This is a genomic window from Pseudomonas sp. 910_21 (genome assembly GCF_052850735.1).
In genome coordinates, this window is record NZ_VXCY01000002.1 from 59117 (window position 1) to 80258 (window position 21142).

Genomic DNA, 21142 nt, shown 5'->3' on the forward strand with positions numbered 1-21142 from the left:
GCATCTGCGGTACTTTTGCTGACAACGACTGGCCCGGGCAGGGTGCCAGACCAGCGGTCGTCCCAGTGCGGGCCCGTCTGCCGGGCGTTTCAGGCGCTCAACGGGATATACAGCTCCACCACGCTGTGGGGATTCATGGGGCCGAGAAAGCGTTCGCCGCTGTACTCGAATTCCAGGGCTTCGATGGGCCGCAGCCCGGCCGCAGGCAGCCACTCGCTGTAGGCGGCGCGGAAGGTTTCCGGCAAGGTTTGCACCGTGCCGTGATGCTCGACCCTGGCGTAGTGGCGGCCGGGGATTTGCAACTCCACCATGCCCGGCACCAAGGGCGCGTCGGCCGCCACCGGCAAGCCGGCTATGTAGCGCCAGTGGCCGTCGTTCAGGGGTTGGCAGATACCGTAAGTGCCAACGGGGTCGGCCAATCGCTGGATCTCCTGCTCACGGGGTTCGAAGCGTTGCCAGAGTTCGGCGATGGAGCCCGGATCATCCTGCTGCCAGGCCATGCCGATGATCCGCAGCGGCGCCAAGAGCACTTTTTCCGGCGTTTGCGGCGCAGGAATCTGGCGTTGCGGTTGCGCCAGATAGCGTTGCAGATGGCCGAGCACCTTCTGGCTGCGGGCAATCTCGCTTTCCAGATGCCGGGCGTGGTTCTGCAGTGATTGCTGCATGTGCAGCACGCTGTCCAGGCCACCTTGATCCGCCAGGGCGCGGATGTCTTCCAGGGACATGCCCAGTTGCCGCAGCCAGACGATGCGGCCCAGGGTCACGATCTGCTCCGGGCTGTAGTAGCGATAGCCGTTGTCACGGCCGGTGAGGGCCGGGGTGAACAGGCCGATGCTGTCGTAGTGGCGCAGGGTTTTGGTGGTGAGGCTGTGGCAGCGGGCCATTTGTCCGATGGTGAGCATGGAGCGTCCTTTGGGTGGTGGGGCTGGACGGCAGTCTGAGGGTTTACCCAAGGGCAAGCTCAAGTCCTGGTTCAACGCCGGCGACGTGCCCTCCCAATCGGGTCTTGTTACTGCCTGCCATGCAGCGCCAGGCGATGAGGCCCCGGCTCAGGACGACTTGGTCGGCTTGATCAGGCTCTCGGCGGGAATGCCGAACAGCTGGTGCAGTTTCCAGATCATGGGCAGGGTCAGCGCGCGCTTGCCGTTGAGCACTTCGTAGACGCGGTTGGTGCGGCCGATGGCGGGGGCCAGGTCGGCGGCAGACAACCCGGATTGTTCCATGCGGAACTTGATCGCCTCGATCGGGTTGGGCAGGTCCAGGGGAAACTGTTTGGCTTCGTACGCCTCGATCAGGGTGATCATCACGTCGAAGTAATCGCCTTCAGGTGTTCCGGGCTGCGGTTCGTTGTCGAACAGGGGCGAGACGCTTTTCAGCGCGGCGCGGTAGTCCTGGTCGGTGTGGATAGGGCGGATGTTCATCTGGGTTACTCCATGTCTGCGCTGTCGGCATCAATGGCGTCGTACTGCCGGTGGGTGCCTACGAACTTGATGTACAGCGCGCCGAAACGATAGGCCACGGCAACGACCAGCCGATACTCGTTGCCCTTGATGTTGAAGACCACCCTGCGGCTTTTGAGAATGCTTGCGTTGCGATACTGCTCCTTGATCTGCGCAGGGTTGGACCACTCGGCATTCCTTGCTTCATCGATCCAAGCCAGTAAAGGCTGCTCTGCATCCGGGTACTTCTCCCAGAAGGCCTTCAACTGACTGACTGCAATAATTCTCATGGCGCGATCCTAGTCCCGTCATGGGACTTAAACAAGTCACCAAGTGCATCAGGCGATGTACGGGCAGATCGCTGGATCTGCCCGCGCAGGCGACGTCGGCTCGGTGACGATCAGGTCATGCAGAGAGCGTGGCGTGCACGTCGTCCATCAGTGCCTTGCCCATCTCCGCCAGGTAGTGTGCCGCCCAAGCATAGCGGTCGCACCGGGGCTCCATGGCCGCCTCCAGGGTGAATTGCTTTGCCAGATGCAACAGGGTCGAGGCGTGTTCCAGGGCGTCGTTGATCGGCACGTCGGCATTCACCCGAAACAGCGGATACGAGTGTTCGCCGCAGTGGGAAAAGCGGATTTCACCGAGGGTAGTCAGGGGCGATTGAGTGGTCATCGGGCACCTCCGGTTTTGTGTGACGGGAGGTGTTGGGGAAGCAGATTGCAGAAGCAGTTCATGGTCACGACTCCTTGATTCGAAGGACCGTCACCGTCTGCCGCCAAGCAGATCAGGGTGGCGGATTGCGCAGGATTGGCGGACCGGGAATCAAGGAACCGGCGAACCCGAAGGTTCTCCCACGCAACCCGCCATAACGCAGGTATGCGGGCGCAAAAAAAGCGCCTGCATGATTGGTGGGGGCGCTGTTGCGCCTCGATTCTATCAGGCCGCCAAGCCTGTTCGCTGATTTTGCAGCGACGGTCGAACCATAGGTTGGACTAGGGGGCGCCGCAACGGCATTACTGCGACATTTTGTGAACCAACCCTTTAGCCGCTGCCGCAGGCTGCGAACGATCGGAACGGTCGCAGCGATCTCCCAGGCGCCGAAGGCCCTTCGGTCCTTATCGCAGCCTGCCGCAGCGGCTACAGAGGTTGTGCCAGCACCTCACGAAACACATCGGGCCTGAGCATCGCGATATGCAGCAATGAACGGGCCGCTCCGGAAGGCGAGCGCCGACCTTGCTCCCACTCCTGAAGGGTCCTTACCGAGACGCCAAGCAGTTGGGCAAACTTGGGTTACGACAACCCGGTTTTACCGCGCGCTTCGGCGGCCTTGGTGAGCGGAATGCTATGGGTATGGCCATGCCGGCCGGCTTTGACATCGATGATCGCGTCCAGAAGCTCCAGGCCGATATTGCGCTTGGCATCGCGCTCCAATAGTTCTTTTTCAGTAAGGGGCATGATTCATCTCCTTCGCAATTCTGCGTAGAACAGGTGCTGGAATGTTTTCGGTAGCGCCTTTGCCATAGATCACCAGCGCAACCAGGGCTCCGCATGCGAGCTGGGTGGTATGGATGACCCGCACCGAGCCACTTTTTCCACGTCCATCAACGCTCCATCTGATTTTCCTGCAACCGCCAGAACCCGGGATGACAACGCCGGGCTCTGGGTCGCTGGCAAGAAATGTCATGAACGCTCCACGCTCTTCTTCGGACCAGTAATCGGGCCAGAGTCTGGAAAACAGCGGAGATTCTATGATCGCCAGCATGCGGGAGGGTTTTACGTCTTTGACGTACCTTGCGGCAATGGTGGGTGCTAGGAGATGACTCCTGAAAGATTAAGAACGTGGAGTTGCAACTCCAATGAGCGGAGTCCTGATTTCCAGTCAGCCCATTCGTTTTCTTGTGTGTGATCCATGCCCCCGATGTCACCTTTTGCATGACCTGAAACCCGGGCAACTCTGCTCAGGGCGGTTCCATGATTCGAAGCCGCTCACTCAACCCTCCAACACCTTCGCCATTTCACTGGTCGCCGCCCAACCCAGCCCCTGATACAGCGGCTTGCCAGCCTCAGTCGCATGCAGCACAGCAAAGCCCAGCCCGCGCTGGCTGAACTCGGCCTCTGCCAGTTTCATCAGCGCCGAAGCCAGGCCGCGCCGCCGGTAGGCCGGTTCGACGTAGACGTTGAGCACGTAGCCGCGTTGATCCTGGGTCGGATGGGAAGGGTGGGGCGGCCAGTCGATGCTCATCAGGCCGATGCTGGCCACGCTCTGCTCGGCGTCCATCAGGGCGAAGCCGTAGTAGCGGCCGTCCTCCAGGCGTTCACGCAACCAGGGGTGAAAGTGCTCGGTCATTACTTGCAAGGTGCAGAGATCCTTACCCGCATCGAGAAACATCGCCTGGCGATGGCGGCAGATCAGTTCAAGGTCCTGGGGCGTCAGGCGTCGTGGACTCAGGCCTGGGATATCTAGGTCGGCTGCAATTTCGTTCATCGTCGGTTCCTCGGTGGACAGGGACGATGCTAGGGCAGATCCCCAGGCCGGGTCAGACACAGACCGCCGCAAAATTTTGCATACAGCGTCGTTGTTTCCCGCCCACAAAAAAGGGCCAGCCTCACGGCCAGCCCTCGGGTTCATCCGATTACTCTCAATCCCCCAGCGCTTCCCCTTCACGCCGTGGATCGGCGCCGCCGGCCCAGGAGGCCTTGCCCTGGGCATCACGCACGCGAACGATGGCCTGGGTGCCGCTGGTCATGTCGATCTCGTTGACCTCATGCCCCTGAGCTTGCAGTGCCTGTTTCAGCGCCGGGCTGAATTGGCCTTTCTCCAGTTCGGTGGGGCCATTGCGGCTGCCGAAGTTGGGCAGGCCGACGGCGGTTTGCGGGTCGAGGTTCCAGTCGAGCATGCCCACCAGCGACTTGGCCACGTACTCGATGATCTGCGAGCCGCCGGGGGAGCCGACGCTGGCCAGCAGTTCACCGCTGGCGCGGTCGAAGACCAGGGTCGGCGCCATGGACGAGCGCGGGCGCTTGCCGGGTTCGACGCGGTTGGCCACCGGCTGGCCATTTTCCTCGGGGATGAAGGAGAAGTCGGTCATCTGGTTGTTGAGCATGAAGCCCTGGACCATCAGGTGCGAGCCGAACGCCGCCTCCACGGTGGTGGTCATCGATACGGCGCCGCCCAGGTCATCCACTGCCACCACTTGCGAGGTGGAGATGCGCATTGGCGAACGGTCCGGTGCGTAGGCCACCTGGATGCCCTGGGGCTTGCCCGGTTCGGCCTTGCCCATGCTGCGTTCGCCAATCAGCGCGGCGCGTTTGGCCAGGTAGTCCGGGGCGATCAGGCCGGCCACCGGCACTGGCACAAAATCGCTGTCGGCCACGTACAGGCCACGGTCGGCATAGGCCAGGCGCTCGGCTTCGGCGATCAGGTGTACCGCTTGTGGCGCTGGCTCCAGGCCGGCGGGCAGGTTGGTTTTCTGCGGTTTGAGGTTGGCCAGGGTGTAGCGCGGGTCGCGCTGTTCCAGGGCCTGCAGGGTGCCGAGAATCTGCGCCACCGCCACGCCGCCGGAAGAGGGCGGCGGCATGCCGCACACCTGCCAGCGCTTGTAGTCGCTGCACAGCGGTGCGCGTTCCTTGGCGCGGTAGCCTTGCAGGTCGTTGAGCGACAGGCTGCCGGGGTTGGCGTGGCCCTGGACCTTGGCGACGATTTCTGCGGCCACCGGGCCTTTGTACAGAGCGTCCGGACCTTCCTTGGCGATGCGCTTGAGCACCGCGGCCAGTGGCGGGTTCTTCAGCAGGGTGCCCACGGCTTTTGGCGTGCCGTCGGCATTCAGGAAGTACGCGGCCATGTCCGGCGAGCGCGCCAGGAACGGATCGGCGCTGATCATGGTGTGCAGCCGTGGCGAGATGGCGAAGCCTTGCTCGGCCAGGCGGATCGCCGGTTCGAACAATTGTGCCCAAGGCAGGCGGCCGTGTTTCTGGTGGGCCATTTCCAGGGCGCGCAGCACGCCTGGGGTGCCCACCGAGCGTCCACCGATCTGCGCCTGAGGGAAGGCCATGGGCTTGCCGTCCGCCTGCAGGAAGAGCTGCTCGGTGGCGCCGGCCGGCGCGGTTTCCCGACCGTCATAAGTGCGCACGGCCTTGCCGTCCCAGAGCACGATCATCGCGCCGCCGCCAATCCCCGAGGACTGTGGTTCCACCAGCGTCAGCACCGCTTGCATGGCAATCGCCGCGTCGATGGCCGAGCCACCTTTGCGCAGCATCTCGCGCCCGGCTTCGGCGGCCAGGGGGTTGGCGGCGGCCGCCATGTGTTTGTCGGCGTGCCGGGTCTGCATGTCGCTGCGGTAGCCCGAGGCGATCTCCGGGGCGGCGGGCAGGGCGCTGGAAGAGGGCGGGTTGTTGCAGGCGCTGAGGCTGAGGGCGGCGGCGAGCAGGCTGAGGCGGGCCAGCCGGTGGTGACGCGGATGGAAGATCGAGAACACGCGTTGAGCTCCGTTCACTGGGAAATGAGGTGTCGTCCGTGGGGGGAATGTACAGCAGTGGCGCTGGCAGTTGGACCCCGAACGCGGTTCAGGGGCGTGCTGGCCATGGAAGCGGCAAGGTGACATGAAACGGCGATCTCCCCTGTTCACGGGGTCGCAGCCACTGTCGCACTCGATCACCGCTTGATCTGAGTCAGGGTAACTGGGGACTGTTGGGCACATGGTGCAGCAAACCATAAGCCTGATGAGAGGACGCCATGCACCGTTGTAAGTGGTTACTTGTGTTCGGATTGCTGTTGGGGGGCGAGGTACGGGGGGAAACCCCCAGTGAACCGATCTTGCCGATACAGCCGGCGAAGATTACCGATGTGGACAAGGTGGAGCTGGGCAAGCAATTGTTCTTCGATCCACGGTTATCCAAGTCCGGTTTCATTTCCTGCAACTCCTGCCACAACCTGAGCATGGGCGGCAGCGACAACCTGCCCACCTCCATCGGCCACAACTGGCACCAGGGGCCGATCAACTCGCCCACCGTGCTCAACTCCGGATTGAGCTTCGCCCAGTACTGGGATGGCCGTGCGGCCACGCTCCAGGAACAGGCCAGCGGCCCGATCACCAACCCGGGGGAGATGGGCTTCACCCATGAGTTGGCGGTGGACGTGCTGCGTTCCATTCCCCAATACCGGGCCTCTTTCAAGCACGTGTATGGCAACGATGAGATCAAGTTCGAGGACGCCACCAACGCCATTGCCGCGTTCGAAGACACTCTGGTGACGCCCAATGCGCCGTTCGACCGCTGGCTCAAGGGCGACAAGGCGGCGATCAGCCCGACGGCGCTCAAGGGCTATCAACTGTTCAAGTCCATTGGCTGCGTGGCTTGCCACAACGGTGAGGCGGTGGGCGGCGGCTCGTTCCAGAAGATGGGCATGATCGAACCCTATGTCACCCAGAACCCGGCCCAGGGCGTGGCCGGGCTGACCGGAAAGGATGCCGACCGCATGCTGTTCAAGGTTCCGACCTTGCGCAACGTGGCGCTGACTTACCCCTACTTTCACGATGGCGCCTACTGGAAGCTGGAAGAGGCAGTGGACGTGATGGCCCGCCTGCAATTGGGGCGCAAACTGGGCGATGAGGAGATCCAGCAGATCGTGGCGTTCCTCGAGACCCTGACCGGTGATCAGCCGGACTTCAAGCTGCCGATCCTGCCGCCATCCTCGGCGCAGACACCGCGTCCGCAACCGTTCAACTGAGCGAAAAAAAACCGCGGCTTGCTGCGGTTTTTTTAGCCCGACGTTCTGGGTCAGCCCTGCTTGTCCCCGGTGGCGCAATTGAACCGGTCATCGATGGTGTGGCCAGGCGAGGGTTCTAAGTCGCCGGGGCTGCGGCAGCTTTCGGCGCGTTGCCAGCGCTGGGGACAAGAACCCATCGAATAGGGGGACTGGTCCCTGAATACAGGGGCTGGCGGTTTATGACGTCCCAGGGCGCGCGCAACACTGGCCATTGCGGGCCAGCGCTGCGCACAGTCTGCCAAGTCCTGTCAGGGCTTGTCCTGCCAGGCCGTTGACGCGGCCGCCGCCTTGAACTTGGCGCGGTTTTCCGGGGTGGCCGGCGGTTCGGAATCACCGAAGATCGCCTTCAGCCAATGGCCGTCGGTGGGGTTGGGGAAGAGGATGAACTTGCGCCCGAACTGTTCCTTGTCCTCGGTCATCAGGCTGTTGCGTTGCTTGACGTCGGCCACGTAGTACTTGCGTTTGAAGTCGTTGAGGTTGTCGCCCAGCATCAGTACCACGTTGTGCTCCTTGGCGATTTCCTGCTGCCGCGGTTCCTTGTTGGAGCTGTCGCGATACACCGTCAGGTGCTGCTCGTCGGCATAGGGCAGCTGGTTCTTGCGCAGGTTGGCCAGGGCGTATTCGTAGGTTTTTTCCCCTTGATCGCGGCTGGTGACGTAGAACACCTCGACGCCCTTGGATTGCGCGTACTTGAGGAATTCCACAGCGCCTGGGGTGGCTACCGGGCCATTGTCGGCGACCCACTTGTCCCAGGCCTCGTCATCGAAGAACTCTTTGCCCGAATTGATCATGTAGCCCCAGTAGCTGTTGCTGCTGAGCACCGTGTCGTCAACGTCGCTGATGATCGCCAGCGGCCGGTCGCCGGCCTTGTGTTCTTGCAGGGCGCGATCCAGTTGCAGGCGGGCGATGTTGAAGCCCTGATAGTACAGCGCCTCGAATTCGGCGGCGGTCTGTTTCCAGGCGACGGCGGCGGTCAGCAGGTTGGAGGGCGGGGTAGGGGCCTGTTCGGCGAAGGCTGGAGTACAGGTGATTGCCAGGAGCGAGAACAGCCAGGGGGCGACTGAAGTCCTGTGGTTTTTTATTGTCATTATCGAGCCCTTGAAGTGAGGATTGCGCAGCTCTCACAAACACTGCCCCGGTGTTCTATCTCACCCCGGGCGGGGGCTCAATGCAGGTGTCGCGTTTGTGGATCAATGCGGCGTAATCTCCGGCACTTTTCTGCAGGCATAAAAAAACGGCCTACCTTGCGGTAAGCCGTTTTTAGTACTTGGTGGCTACACAGGGACTTGAACCCCGGACCCCAGCATTATGAATGCTATGCTCTAACCAACTGAGCTATGTAGCCAAGTGGCGCGCATTATTCGCGCAGAACGACAATGCGTCAAGCGTTTTTATAAAAAAATTATCTACGCTATCAACCGTTTATCCCTTCCCCCCCGAAAATCAGCGGCGACGGGCAGCGCTGGAACCAGCGGCTGCCCTGTTCGTAGGCGTATGCCAGTTGCAGGACGGCGAAGTCGGCCTGGTGCTTGCCGATGATCTGCAAGCCCATGGGCAGGCCGCTGGCATTGAAGCCGGCCTGGACGCTGGCCACTGGGCAGCCGGACAAGGTGCCGGGAATCACCACCTCCATCCAGCGGTGGTAGGTGTCCATGGTCACGCCTTCGATGCTGCGCGGCCAGGGGCTGTTCTTGTCGAAAGGGAAGACCTGGGCGCTGGGCAGCAGCAGGTAATCGAAGCGTTCGAACAGCCGGGAGATGGCGCGGTACCAGTCGCTACGAATCACCGAGGCTTCGAATACCTGACTGGCGGAGAGCTTGAGTCCGTTCTCCACTTCCCATATGGCCTCGTCCTTGAGCTGTGTGCGCTTCTGTGGATCGGCATAGGTGCTGCCCAGAGACCCGGCGACCATCCAGTGGCGCAGGGTGCGCCAGCTGCTCCACAGGCGCTCGGGGGCGAAGTCGGGGCTGGCCGGTTCAACGCTGCAGCCCAGGCTGCGGAAATCGCCCAAGGCCTTTTCGCAGAGCTCCATTACTCCTTTTTCCATCGGCAGGTAACCGTTGAAGTCCCCCAGCCAACCCAGGCGCGTGCCTTTGAAGTCGCGCTCCAGTGGGGCAGCGAAGCCCTGGCCGGATTCGGCGATGGACAGCGGCGCCCGGGCATCGCCGCCGGCCTGTACCGACAGCAGCAGGGCCGCGTCGCGCACGCTGCGGGCCATGGGCCCTTCGTAGCCGAGCTGGTCGATGAACAGATCGCTGCTGTCGTCGAAGGGCACCCGGCCCTGGGACGGTCGGAAGCCGAAGATGTTGTTGAAGGCCGCCGGGTTGCGCAGCGAGCCCATCATGTCGCTGCCGTCGGCCACCGGCACCAGGTGCAAGGCCAGGGCCGCGGCGGCGCCACCACTGCTGCCGCCGGCGGTCTTGCTCGGGTCATAGGCACAGCCGGTGGCGCCGAACAGCGGGTTGTAAGTCTGGGAGCCGAGGCCGAACTCCGGGGTGTTGCTCTTGCCGATCAGGATCGCACCGGCGGCCTTGATTCGTTCCACCATGATGCCGTCGCGCTCGGGGATGAAATCCCGGTACAGCGGCGAACCCAGGGTGGTGCGGATGCCTTGAGTCAGGGACAGATCCTTGATCGCGTGGGGCAGGCCGTGCATCCAGCCGCGATATTCGCCACGGGCCAGTTCAGCATCGCGCTGCTCGGCCTGGGCCAGCAGGCTGTCGGCCGGTTGCAGGCTGACCAGGGCATTGACCTTGGGGTTGTAGCTTTCGATGTGGGCAAGGTAGGTCTGCATCACTTCCCGGCAGGAAACCTGACGCAGGCGGATACGCTCGGCGAGTTCATGGGCCTGGAGCAGGACCAGTTCGCTGGGGGGGGTGGCGATCATGGCAGGAGGGCCTTTCAAACGGCTTTAGAAACGCCCCGGCATCCAGGCCGGGGCGACAGAAGTCGACGCAGCTCAGCGCATCAGGTTGGTCCACAGACGGTCGGCGAGGCGGATCGCGCCTTCGCCGCAGGTCTGGCTGAAGACCACCTTGGTGCCCTCGGGAATGTGCAGCTCGGGGGCATCCTTCAACCCGGCGTCGAGGAAGGGTTCGACGCCCTTGATCGGGCTCTGGTGCTTGAGAAAGTTCTGGGTCATGGCGGCGTTCTCAGGTTGGCTGAGGAAGGCGATGAAGGCCTTGGCGTTCGCCGGATTCTTGCTGCCCTTGGGGATGACCATGTTGTCCACCCAGGCCAGCACACCTTCTTTCGGATAGAGGTACTTCAGGCCGGGCTTCATCTCCCGGGCACGCATCGACGAGCCGCCCCAGAACATCGACATGTCGATTTCCCCGGCCGCCAGGTTCTCGCGGATCGCCCCGGCCTTGGAGCTGTAGGTCTTGACGAAGGGCTTCTGCGCCTTGAGCAGGCCAAGGATCTGCTGCATCTGCTTGGGGTCCTCGCTGCACAGCGGGATGTTCAGGTACAGGCTGGCCATGTCGATCACTTCGCTCACCGAGTCGAACATGTTGATCCGTCCTTGCAGCTCTGCCGGCGGCTCGTAGAGCACCTTGTAGCTGTCGCTCGGGCCTGTGTAGCGTTCGCCGTTGAGCACCACGCTGGTGGTGCCCCAGATGAAGGGCACCGAGTAGGCGCCTTCCGGGTCCCAGGTGGGCTGCTTCAGGTTGTCGACCACGCTGGCGTAATAGGACTGCTTGGCCGGGTCGAAGCGTTCCAGCAACTGCTCCTTGATCAGGATCGGGATGAACTGGTGGGACGGGATCGCCACGTCATAGCCGGTGCCGCCCTGTTTAAGCTTGGCCAGCAGGGTTTCGTTGGAATCGTAGGAGTCCACCGTGACCTCGATACCGGTCTGCTTCTGGAACTTGGCGAGAATTTCCGGCGAAAAGTAGCCGCTCCAGCTCACGACGTTGAGTTTCTCGGCGGCCTGCACGGCCAGTGGCAGGCTCAGCAACAACGAGGTACCCAGGCTTGCGATCAACTTGCTCATGTCATTTCCCCAAGGTCAGTGGAAGGTTCAAGCGTGTTTCTTGCTCAGCAGATAAGAGAGGCTGACGAACAGCACCGAGACGCCGAGGATCAGCGTCGACACGGCGTTGACGTCGGGTGTCACGCCCATGCGCAACAGGCCGAAGATGAAGATCGGCAGGGTGGTGGTGCCAGCCTGGGACACCATCATCGAGATCACGAAGTTATCCAGGGAGACGATGAAGGCCAGCATCAGCCCGGAGACGATCCCCGGCATCAGCAGCGGCAGGGTCACCTTGCGGAAGGTGCGCCAGGGGCCGGCGTACAGGTCCGCCGCCGCATGCTCCAGGGACAGGTCCATGTCGTTGAGGCGGGCGCGGATCGGCAAATAGGCGAAGGGGATGCAGAACACCGTGTGGGCGATGATCAGGTTGCCGTAGCCCAGGGACAGCCCCAGCGTGGAGAACAGCGCCAGGGTGGCCACACCGACGACGATTTCCGGCAGCACCAGGGGCAGCATGATGGCGCCCATGGACAGTTGCAGGCCCTTGAACTTCGCCCCGCGTGAGGTGCCCAGAGCCGCCAGGGTGGCGATGGCGGTGGCCGCCATGCTGGCGCACACGGCGATCAGCAGGCTGTTGCCCGCCGCCTGGCGCAGGGCCTGGTTGGCGAACGCCGCGCGGTACCAGTCGAGGCTGAAGCCGCTCCACACCGTGGCCGACTGGTTGGCGTTGAAGGAGAACACCACCAGCACCAGGATCGGCGCGTAGAGGTACAGGTAGAACAGGAAGCTGAAACCGCCGAAGCCGGGAAAGTCCTGGACGCCGAGGCCGTTGCGTTTGAACAGGCTGATCATCATGCACCTTCCTGAAGGGTTTTCTGGCGCTGGGCGCGCAGGGCGTAGACGGTCAGCACCAGCATCACCGCGGCCATCAGCACCAGGGACAGGGCCGCGCCGAAGGGCCAGTTACGGGCGTCGCTGAACTGGCGGAAGATCAGGTTGCCGAGCATCATCCGAGTGCCGCCGCCCAGCAGTTCCGGAGCGATCATCGCCCCCAGGCAGGGCACGAAGGTCAGGATCGCGCCGGCGAAAATCCCCGGTTTGGCGATTGGCAGCACCACTTTGCGCAAGGTGCGCCAGCGTCCGGCGTAGAGGTCCTGGGCCGCTTCCAGCAGGCGGATGTCCATTTTCTCCAGGGTGGCGTAGATCGGCAGTACCACGAAGGGCGCGTAGGTGTAGACCAGACCCAGCAGCACCGCGCCGTCGGTGTACAGCAGTTGCAACGGCTCGTGGATGACCCCCAGGCCCATCAGGCTGTTGTTGATCACCCCGGTGTTGCGCAGCAGCAGGATCCAGGCGTAGGTGCGGATCAGCAGGTTGGCCCAGAACGGCACGGTAATCAGGAAGATCAGTAGGCCCCGACGCTGCACCGGTTGCATGGCCAGCCACACCGCCACCGGAAATCCGATCAGCAGGGTGATGATGGTGGTCAGCCCGGCAATGCCGATGGAGCGCAGGGCGATCAGCAGGTAGGAGTCGGCGAAGGCCAGGCTGTCATCCAGCTGCCGTTCGAACAGCAGTGAGGTGTAGGCGTCGCTGCTGAAAACCTTGTTCACCCCGCCGTAGGGGTTGGCTTCCATCAGTGAGTAACCGATGACGATCAGGATCGGCACGATCAGAAACAGGCCGATGGCAATCAGCGCCGGGCTGACCCCGAGCACACTGCGCAAGGCTTTGCGCCGTTCCAGATGGAGGGAAATCGATGAGGCGTGCATGGCGGATCCTCGTGGTCAATCCAGCAGGACGCTGGCGCTGCCGCGTTCGAACATCAGCCCGGCACTGCTGCCCACGGCCAGGCGCTGGTTGTGCTCAACGCTGTTGGGCGTGCGCACCGTAAGGCGTGTGCCGTCGCCGAGACTGACTTGGTACTGCAGGTCGGTGCCCAGGTAGATCTGGGTTTCGATCCGGCAGGGCAAGGCGCCGTCAGTGGCAGCGCTGCACAAGTGCAGGCGCTCGGGGCGTACCGACAGCGTCACTTGCTGGCCCACTTGCACCTCTTTGCAGGGCTGCGCCGGCAAGGCTTGTCCGGCGGGGCCGCTGAACCAGGCCAGGCCTGCTTCGATGCGGCTGACGGTGGCCTGGATAAAGTTGGTCTCACCGATAAAGTCGGCGACGAAGCGATTGCGCGGCTGCTCGTAGATCTCTTCCGGGCGGCCGACTTGCTGCACTTCGCCTTCGGAGAGCACGGCGATACGGTCGGAGAGGGTCAGGGCTTCTTCCTGGTCGTGGGTGACGAAGATGAAGGTGATGCCGGTCTTGGCCTGGATCGCCTTGAGTTCTTCGCGCATGGCCTGACGCAGCTTGAGGTCCAGGGCCGACAGCGGTTCGTCCAGCAACAGCACCTTGGGATGGGGCGCCAGGGCTCGGGCCAGGGCGATGCGTTGTTGCTGGCCGCCGGACAACTGGTTGGGCTTGCGCCCGGCGAAGCGTTCCATCTGTACCAGGGCCAGCATCTCGCGCACCCGCTCGGCGATCTGCGCCTTGCTCAGTACCTGACCCATGGGCCGGGATTCCAGGCCAAAGGCCAGGTTCTCGGCCAGGGTCATGTGGGGGAACAGGGCGTAGTGCTGGAACACGGTGTTCACCGGACGCTCGAAGGGCGGACGGTCGGCGATGTTCTCGCCATAAAGGAGGATCTCGCCCTGGGTCGGGAATTCGAACCCGGCGATCATCCGCAAGAGGGTGGTCTTGCCGCAGCCGGAGGGCCCCAGGAGGGTGAAAAATTCGTTGTCGCGGATATTCAGGTCGATGTTCTTCAGGGCCACCGGGCCGCTGTGTGGATCGCCGTAAACCTTGCGCACCGAGCGGATGGACACCGCCAGTGTTTGCAGCGAATGCAGAGCATTCATGCCTTACCTCCGATTCCCCCATGAGCTGCCGTGCAGGCCATGGATATTGTTTTTCTTGGGCAGGATCGAGATGTGTTCGGGTGTCTGAAGAGCCTGTTTTTCCAGGCTTCTCAGGGAGTTTTTATTGTTCTGCTGGGGCTGATTATCAGTGAGGGGTTGCAGGGGCGAAACATCAATTTTAACATACCGGCTGTTAAAAAATTTAATAGCAGAGAGCGTGCAGAACCATGGCCGAACAGCGTTTGCCGCCATTGAATGCGGTGCGGGCTTTTGATGCCGCGGCGCGTCTGGGCAGCTATGTCGAAGCGTCCAGGGCGCTGCACGTGACCCAGCCCGCCATTGGCCGTCATGTGAAGTTGCTGGAGGACTGGCTTGGCGTGCAGTTGTTCGAGCGCACCTCCCGTGGGGTGACCCTGACGCCGGCAGGGGAGAAGTACCACCGCAAGATCGCCGCCGCTTTGCAACTGATCATCGAGGCCGGACGCGAGGCGCAGCCCAAGGCCGCCGAGCGCTGGTTGCGGATCATGGTGGTGCCGGGGTTCGCCAAGCGCTGGCTGACTCCGCGCCTGGAGGCGCTGCGGCATGTGCGTCCGGGTTTGAAGTTCGCCATCGAGCCGAACTCCACCTTCACCGAAGTCGACGCCAAGAGCGCCGACCTGGGCATCGCCTATGGCCTGGACGGGCAATATGCCGAGTCCCGGGTCGGTCTGATCTGCCCTCGGGTGTTTCCGATCTGCACCCCGGCTTACCTGGCCGGAATCGAGCCGATCAAGGGCCCGGCGGATCTGGCCCGTCACGAGCTGATCCATTTTGATGACGGTGAGTGGTGGAACCTGTGGTTTGCCGCCAATGGCCTGGATATCCACCTCACGTCCGACCTGATCTATGTGAACAACGATCATGCCCTGTCGGTGGCTGAAAGCGGTGGCGGCATTGCCCTGGCCAATGAAGTGCTGGTGCGCGAGGAACTCAAGGCCGGCACGCTGGTACGGGTGCTGGAGGATCAGGTGAAGCTGGAAAGCTACCGAGTGCTGACCCCGGCCACTGAGTGGTCGGAGGACGTCGAGTGGTTCATCCAATGGCTCAAGACCGAGCTTGAAGCGGATTTCCCCGAGGCGCGGATAGTGGGTCGTTAGCAAGCTAATGGGATGGCGCGGGCGCACTAAAAAATGGCACATTGACGCACCTGCCCCTGTGCACCCACCCGTTGTACGGAAAATTCTATGGCTAGCAGCAACTCCCCGAGCGTCGCAGCGACAGCATCTCCCGCTTCGCAAAGCAGCCCACTGGTCCTGCGCATCATTGGCGCGGTGGCCCTGGCGCACTTGATCAACGACCTGATCCAGGCGGTGTTGCCGGCGATCTACCCGATGCTCAAGGACAACTACGGCCTGACCTTCACCCAGGTCGGCCTGATTACCCTGACGTTCCAGCTTACCGCCTCCCTGCTGCAGCCCTGGGTGGGTTTTTACACCGATCGGCGGCCCCTGCCGTTCCTGCTGCCGGCGGGAATGATCTGCACCCTGATCGGCATCATGATGATGTCTCAGGTCGGCAGCTTTCCCTTGATCCTGCTGGCGGCTGCATTGATCGGCATTGGCTCCTCGACCTTCCATCCGGAGGCTTCGCGGGTCGCGCGGCTGGCCTCGGGCGGGCGCTATGGCCTGGCCCAGTCGAGCTTTCAGGTCGGCGGCAATGCCGGCACCGCCTTCGGCCCCTTGCTGGCCGCGGCCATCATCATTCCCTACGGCCAGGGCAATGTGGCCTGGTTCGGCCTGTTTGCGCTGTTTGCCCTGGTGGTGCTCTACGCCATCAGCCGTTGGTACGCCAACCATCTGCGCCTGTACAAACTCAAGCAGGGCCAGGCGGCGACCCATGGCCTGTCGAGGAACCGGGTGATCAGCGCCCTGGTGGTCCTTGGGCTGCTGGTGTTCTCCAAGTATTTCTACATGGCCAGCTTCACCAGCTACTTCACCTTCTACCTGATCGAGAAATTCGACCTGTCGGTGGCCAGCTCGCAATTGCATCTGTTCCTGTTCTTGGGAGCTGTGGCGGCGGGGACTTTCTTCGGCGGGCCGATTGGCGACAAGATCGGGCGCAAGGCAGTGATCTGGTTCTCGATCCTCGGGGTGGCGCCGTTCACCCTGTTGCTGCCCCATGTCGACCTGTTCTGGACCAGCGTCCTCAGCGTGGTGATCGGCTTTATCCTGGCCTCGGCGTTCTCCGCTATCGTGGTCTACGCCCAGGAACTGGTGCCGGGCAATGTCGGCATGATCGCCGGGGTATTCTTCGGCCTGATGTTCGGTTTTGGCGGGATCGGCGCGGCGCTGCTGGGGCACCTGGCGGACATCCATGGTATCGAATACGTGTACTACCTGTGCTCGTTCCTGCCGTTGTTCGGGGTGCTGGCCATTTTCCTGCCGCGCACCAGGAAAGCCTGAAAGCCGCCTGTGTGAGTGGTTGATGCAAAAACGCCCGAGGCTTTGGCCTCGGGCGTTTTGCATTTCGGAGTGCTTTAGCCGTCCTGTGAGCCGGCGCCCTGGCGGAAAGTGTTGGGCGATTGGCCGCTGAGGCGCTTGAAGAAGCGGGAGAAGTAGGTGGGGTCGCTGAAGCCGAGGTTGTCCGAGAGCTGGCTGATGCTGATGTTGGTGTAGATCAAACTGCGCTTGGCCTCCAGCATCAGGCGTTGGTGGAGGATCTGCAGTGCGGTCTGTCCGGCCAGTTCCCGGCACAGGGTATTGAGGTGCACGCTGGACAGGCCGATGCGGTGGGCCAGGGATTCCACGGTGGGGTGCTCCTGGTAGTGCTGCTCCACCAGCTTTATGAAGTGCCCCAGCAGCTGTTGATTGCGCTCGCTGCGATTGCTCGGCGCTACGTTCTGCTGGCGGCGACGACTGATCCACACCAGCAGTACGTTGACCAGCGAATGCAGCAACAGGTCCCGTGCCGAGGCGCTGCCTTCGTATTCCTCCAGCAGGGTCTTGAACAAGCTGTTGAGGCTGCGCCGGTCACGGCCCACCGGATAGCAGCCGGCAGCGGCCAGCACCGCCAGTGGTGCGCCCAGCTGGCTTTCCAACTGAGCCACCAGCGGGGCTCCGAGGGTCAGTACGTAGCCCTCGATATTTTCGGAAAACTGAAAACCGTGGACCATCAACGGCGGAACCACCTGGATCGCCGCCTCGCGCACTTCCTCGCGCTGTCCTTCGACGTCCACCAGGGCCTGGCCGCCTTGCACGTAGAGCAGTTGATAGAGGTCGGCGTGGCGGTGCGGCTTGATTTCCCAATGGTGCAGGCTACTGCGCTTGGGGATGGATTCGCAGTGCAGCAGGTCCGGGGTCGGCCAAGCCTGGTTTTCACCATAGAGCTTGAACACCGGGATGCTGGAGCGGTTGGCTTTCATTGGGCGCGACCCTGCGGATGTGCGACGTAGGAATGCTCGATAATCGAACGCTGTTATCAAAAGTGCATTTTTACGCCGGTAAATCACCTTTTTTTACGGTTTTTGTCGGCAAAAATGCAGGGGTACAACAATAACCATAAATTCCGGATTTCGCCTGCGCGGTGACTGGAATGCCCTAATGAGATGACAGCATGAAAACTCAGGTTGCGATTATTGGCGCCGGACCTTCCGGCCTTCTGCTGGGCCAACTGCTGCACAAGGCCGGCATCGATACGGTGATTGTCGAGCGCCAGACCCCGGACTACGTCCTGGGCCGAATTCGCGCCGGCGTGCTGGAGCAAGGCACGGTAGACATGCTGCGCGAGGCTGGAGTGGCGCAGCGCATGGACGCCGAAGGCCTGGTTCACGAAGGGGTGGAGTTGTTGATGGGCGGCAAGCGTGTGCGCATCGACCTCAAGGCCCTGACCGGCGGCAAGACGGTGATGGTCTATGGCCAGACCGAAGTCACTCGCGATCTGATGGAGGCGCGCGCCGCCAGCGGAGCACCGATCATCTACTCGGCAAATCAGGTGCAGCCCCATGACATGAAGGGCGCACAGCCCTACATCACCTATGAAAAGGACGGCCAGCTGCATCGCATCGATTGCGACTACATCGCCGGCTGCGACGGTTTTCATGGCGTGGCGCGCAAGAGTATTCCCGAGGATGTGCTGACTCACTACGAGCGCGAGTACCCCTTCGGCTGGCTTGGACTGTTGTCCGATACGCCGCCGGTCAACCATGAGCTGATCTATGGCCAGCATGAGCGTGGCTTTGTGCTGTGCAGCCAGCGCTCGCTGACCCGCAGCCGCTATTACCTGCAAGTGCCACTGACCGACAAGGTCGAAGACTGGTCCGATGAGCGCTTCTGGAATGAGCTCAAGGCCCGCTTGCCGGCGCAGGTGGCGGACGATCTGATCACCGGACCGTCCCTGGAGAAAAGCATCGCGCCGTTGCGCAGCTCTGTGGTTGAACCGATGCAGTACGGCAAGCTGTTCCTGGTGGGAGACGCGGCCCATATCGTTCCGCCGACCGGAGCCAAGGGCTTGAACCTGGCGGCGTCCGACGTGTGCTACCTGTACCGCATCCTGGTCAAGGTCTATCGCGAAGGGCGCCGCGACCTGCTGGAAAAATACTCCGAACTGGCCTTGCGACGGGTCTGGAAGGGCGAGCGTTTCAGCTGGTTCATGACTAACCTGCTGCACGATTTCGGCGAGCATCAGGACGCCTGGGACCACAAGATGCAGCAGGCCGATCGGGAGTATTTCCTCAATTCCCACGCGGGTCTGGTGAACATTGCCGAGAACTATGTGGGCCTGCCTTACGAAGAAATCTGCTGAACCATCGGCCTTGGAACCGCCTGCGCATAGGGGGTGGTTTCAGGGCAGTGTTTGCAGCCAGGCAGGGGCCGAAATGTATCGGTCGAGAAACATTCCTATTTCTAAATGATATTTATTAGCATTACACTTCGATCCCCTCTCCCTTGATGCACCACCAAGGTGCATTGCATCGACAAGGATCGTTTGTAATGAAAGTCAGCTCCTGCCTGTTCAATTCGCTTCTGCTCAGCGCCGGTGTCGGCCTGCTGGCTCCGCTGGCGCAGGCCGGCGAGGCCTCAGAAGAGGTCAAACCGGCGCCGTTGGAACTGGACACCGCCTTCGTCACCGCCACCGGCGGCGCCACGGATCTCAAGGATGCTCCGGCCAGTGTCAGCGTCATCACCCGTGAGGAAATCGAACGCCAGCCAGTCTATGACCTCAATACGCTGTTGCGCCGTGTGCCGGGAGTGACCGGTGGTTTCGGCCCGGTGGGCGAGCAGTCGAAGATCAAGTTGCGGGGCCTGGACGACAAATACACGTTGATCCTGGTGGACGGCAAACGTGTCGGCAGCTCCAGTGACCTGAGTTATCGCCGGGATCTGGCGCGCCAGGATCTGAACTGGATCTCGCCGAACATGATCGAGCGCATCGAGATCGTGCGTGGGCCGATGTCGTCACTCTATGGCTCGGACGCCATGGGCGGGGTGATCAACATCATCACCCGCAAGGTCTCGCGGACCTGGACCGGTTCGGCCAGCACCAACATCACCGTGCCCAAGGACTCCGATCGCGGCCAGACCACTCAGTACAGCGTGAATGCGTCGGGCCCATTGACCGAATCCCTGGGGTTGCGCCTGGGGGCCAACGTCACGCGTCGGGCTGCGGATGAGGTCGAGGCGCGGCGCGATGCCCAAGGCGATTTCATGTACGACGACGGCGCGGGCGGTTCCAAGGACCAGAGCTTCAATGCACTGCTGGACTGGCAGATCAACGAGGAACAGAGCTTGTCCTTCGAGGCGGTGCATGGCGTGGAACGTTCCTGGGCATCAAAGAAGACCTTTGGTTATTGGGACGAGACCATTGGTGGCGCCTTTGGCCCCAGCCGACTGACTCGCGACAGCTACATCCTGTCCCACACTGGTGACTGGAGCTTTGGTACCACGAAGCTCGATGCCTACCTGAACAAGTACCGCAACGACCTGGATATGGGCAAAGCCAACTCCGAGGAGAAGATTGTCGAGGGCAGTCTCAATCTGCCTTTCGAGCTGCTGGTGGATCAGCGCCTGACGCTGGGTGGGCAATGGAAGCGCGAGGAGCTGACCAACACCAATACCCTTGGCACCGTACCGGTGGATTACCAGGGCACGCCCGTCAATGGCTCGACCTTGAAGGGTGATTACTCGGCGGCCTTTATCGAAGATGAGTTGTTTCTGCTGGACAACCTGTCCCTGACCCTGGGCAACCGTTTCGACCACAGTGACAAGTACGGCAACCACAACAGTCCGCGGGCTTATGTGGTTTATCACCCGCACCCGGACTGGACCGTGCGTGGCGGTGTTTCCAAGGGCTTTCGTGCGCCGAGCCTGAAGGAAGGCAGTGCGGGAGCGGCGACTGAATCCGGTGGCCGTGGTTGTGGTTCCTTGCGTCCGTTGGGCTATGTCACCGGAAGTTGCTGGATGGCCGGCAATCCGAACCTGATGCCGGAAACCAGCACCAACAAGGAAATGGGGGTGTCGTTCGATCATGACGGCTGGGAAGCCGGCCTGACCTACTTCCACACCGACTTCACCGACAAGATCGAATACGGTCCGTTGGGCCAGTACCAGGGCCGCTGGTGGACCATGCTGGAAAACGTCGACAAGGCCCGCACCCGTGGTTGGGAAGGCACCACCCGGGTTCCGCTGGGTGACTCCGTGACGTGGCGTACCAACGCCACCTACATGCTGGAAAGCAAGAACCTGTCTACCGGCGAAGACTTGATCAGCTCGCCCAAGCTGTCGGCGTTTAGTGCGTTGGACTGGCAGGTCAACGACCGTTTGAGTACCGAACTGTCGGCGCAGCACGTCGGCAAGCAACGGGGCATAGGCACTGATTTCGTGCAGTCCTACACCACTTACGACCTGACGGCGAATCTGGCGGTGACCAAGTGGCTGACCCTGAATGGCGGGGTACAGAACTTGATGGACAAGGACCTGCGGGACGGATCGACCAACTTCTATGTGCCCGGACGGGCGTTTTTCGCGGGGGCGACCACTTACTTCTGAGGCCGCTGGATGTAGCGGGGGAATCAGCCCCATTG

General features: G+C 62.1%; 20 protein-coding genes, 1 tRNA gene and 1 pseudogene. 6 read left to right on the top strand and 16 right to left on the bottom strand.

The features are described 5' to 3' along the window. Positions 1-89: 89 nt before the first annotated feature. The 8 genes and pseudogenes from FW796_RS05260 to ggt all read right to left on the bottom strand — a co-directional run bounded on the left by FW796_RS05260 (position 90) and on the right by ggt (position 5914). Positions 90-902, bottom strand: coding sequence for a MerR family transcriptional regulator (locus FW796_RS05260; protein WP_446439113.1), 813 nt, complete (start codon positions 900-902; stop codon positions 90-92). Between the two features lie 147 nt (positions 903-1049). Next, positions 1050-1421, bottom strand: coding sequence for a helix-turn-helix domain-containing protein (locus tag FW796_RS05265; protein ID WP_325985220.1), 372 nt, complete (start codon positions 1419-1421; stop codon positions 1050-1052). A gap of 5 nt (positions 1422-1426) precedes the next feature. Then, positions 1427-1729, bottom strand: a complete 303-nt coding sequence (locus tag FW796_RS05270; protein WP_041119868.1) for a type II toxin-antitoxin system HigB family toxin — start codon at positions 1727-1729, stop codon at positions 1427-1429. Positions 1730-1844: 115 nt separating this feature from the next. After that, positions 1845-2111, bottom strand: coding sequence for a DUF3077 domain-containing protein (locus FW796_RS05275; protein WP_041119867.1), 267 nt, complete (start codon positions 2109-2111; stop codon positions 1845-1847). A 465-nt stretch (positions 2112-2576) separates the two neighbouring features. Further along, positions 2577-2894 (bottom strand): annotated as a pseudogene (locus tag FW796_RS05280) (helix-turn-helix domain-containing protein). After that, positions 2881-3123 (bottom strand): hypothetical protein, encoded by a 243-nt coding sequence (locus tag FW796_RS05285; protein WP_346633792.1) that lies wholly within the window; start codon positions 3121-3123, stop codon positions 2881-2883. The pseudogene FW796_RS05280 and the gene FW796_RS05285 overlap by 14 nt, the downstream one beginning before the upstream one ends. A gap of 306 nt (positions 3124-3429) precedes the next feature. Further along, positions 3430-3924 (bottom strand): GNAT family N-acetyltransferase, encoded by a 495-nt coding sequence (locus FW796_RS05290; protein ID WP_404937654.1) that lies wholly within the window; start codon positions 3922-3924, stop codon positions 3430-3432. A 154-nt stretch (positions 3925-4078) separates the two neighbouring features. Beyond that, complete coding sequence (gene ggt, locus FW796_RS05295; protein WP_446439114.1) at positions 4079-5914, bottom strand: gamma-glutamyltransferase; 1836 nt, start codon at positions 5912-5914, stop codon at positions 4079-4081. Positions 5915-6171: 257 nt separating this feature from the next. On the opposite strand from ggt, the gene FW796_RS05300 reads away from it, so the two are divergent. Then, a complete protein-coding gene (locus FW796_RS05300; RefSeq protein WP_346633795.1) occupies positions 6172-7164 on the top strand; it encodes a cytochrome-c peroxidase in 993 nt (330 codons plus the stop codon). Positions 7165-7451: 287 nt separating this feature from the next. Here FW796_RS05300 and FW796_RS05305 read toward each other — a convergent pair whose 3' ends face one another. From FW796_RS05305 to FW796_RS05335, 7 genes are all read right to left on the bottom strand, one after another. Then, positions 7452-8291 (bottom strand): 5'-nucleotidase, lipoprotein e(P4) family, encoded by an 840-nt coding sequence (locus FW796_RS05305; protein WP_404937652.1) that lies wholly within the window; start codon positions 8289-8291, stop codon positions 7452-7454. Positions 8292-8471: 180 nt separating this feature from the next. After that, positions 8472-8548, bottom strand: a tRNA-Met gene (locus tag FW796_RS05310). Positions 8549-8617: 69 nt separating this feature from the next. Continuing rightward, entirely contained in the window at positions 8618-10090 is a 1473-nt protein-coding gene (locus FW796_RS05315) for an amidase (RefSeq protein WP_446439115.1), read from the bottom strand. A 72-nt stretch (positions 10091-10162) separates the two neighbouring features. After that, positions 10163-11197: an ABC transporter substrate-binding protein gene (locus FW796_RS05320; RefSeq protein WP_346633800.1), complete on the bottom strand. Its 1035-nt coding sequence runs from the start codon at positions 11195-11197 to the stop codon at positions 10163-10165. Positions 11198-11224: 27 nt separating this feature from the next. Then, positions 11225-12031 carry an ABC transporter permease gene (locus tag FW796_RS05325; protein WP_025131815.1) on the bottom strand — a complete coding sequence of 269 codons (807 nt, stop codon included), beginning with the start codon at positions 12029-12031 and terminating at the stop codon, positions 11225-11227. Then, positions 12031-12951, bottom strand: a complete 921-nt coding sequence (locus FW796_RS05330; RefSeq protein ID WP_404937650.1) for an ABC transporter permease — start codon at positions 12949-12951, stop codon at positions 12031-12033. Before FW796_RS05330 ends, FW796_RS05325 begins: the two co-directional genes overlap by 1 nt. Positions 12952-12966: 15 nt before the next feature. Then, positions 12967-14085 (bottom strand): ABC transporter ATP-binding protein, encoded by a 1119-nt coding sequence (locus FW796_RS05335; protein WP_446439116.1) that lies wholly within the window; start codon positions 14083-14085, stop codon positions 12967-12969. 30 nt (positions 14086-14115) lie between these two features. Here FW796_RS05335 and FW796_RS05340 point away from each other — a divergent pair, with 30 nt between their 5' ends. From FW796_RS05340 to FW796_RS05350, 3 genes are all read left to right on the top strand, one after another. Next, positions 14116-14340 (top strand): hypothetical protein, encoded by a 225-nt coding sequence (locus FW796_RS05340; RefSeq protein ID WP_446439117.1) that lies wholly within the window; start codon positions 14116-14118, stop codon positions 14338-14340. Then, positions 14313-15221, top strand: a complete 909-nt coding sequence (locus tag FW796_RS05345) for a LysR substrate-binding domain-containing protein (protein WP_446439118.1) — start codon at positions 14313-14315, stop codon at positions 15219-15221. Before FW796_RS05340 ends, FW796_RS05345 begins: the two co-directional genes overlap by 28 nt. Before the next feature lie 87 nt (positions 15222-15308). Then, entirely contained in the window at positions 15309-16526 is a 1218-nt protein-coding gene (locus tag FW796_RS05350) for an MFS transporter (protein ID WP_346633804.1), read from the top strand. A gap of 74 nt (positions 16527-16600) precedes the next feature. On the opposite strand, the gene FW796_RS05355 is transcribed toward FW796_RS05350, so the two are convergent. After that, positions 16601-17485, bottom strand: a complete 885-nt coding sequence (locus FW796_RS05355) for a helix-turn-helix domain-containing protein (RefSeq protein ID WP_346633805.1) — start codon at positions 17483-17485, stop codon at positions 16601-16603. A 191-nt stretch (positions 17486-17676) separates the two neighbouring features. On the opposite strand from FW796_RS05355, the gene pobA reads away from it, so the two are divergent. Further along, the gene (pobA, locus tag FW796_RS05360; RefSeq protein ID WP_446439119.1) at positions 17677-18864 is read left to right on the top strand and encodes a 4-hydroxybenzoate 3-monooxygenase; all 1188 of its coding nucleotides are present in this window, start codon (positions 17677-17679) and stop codon (positions 18862-18864) included. Positions 18865-19052: 188 nt separating this feature from the next. Next, positions 19053-21107, top strand: coding sequence for a TonB-dependent receptor domain-containing protein (locus FW796_RS05365; RefSeq protein WP_446439120.1), 2055 nt, complete (start codon positions 19053-19055; stop codon positions 21105-21107). The last annotated feature ends 35 nt before the right edge of the window (positions 21108-21142 follow it).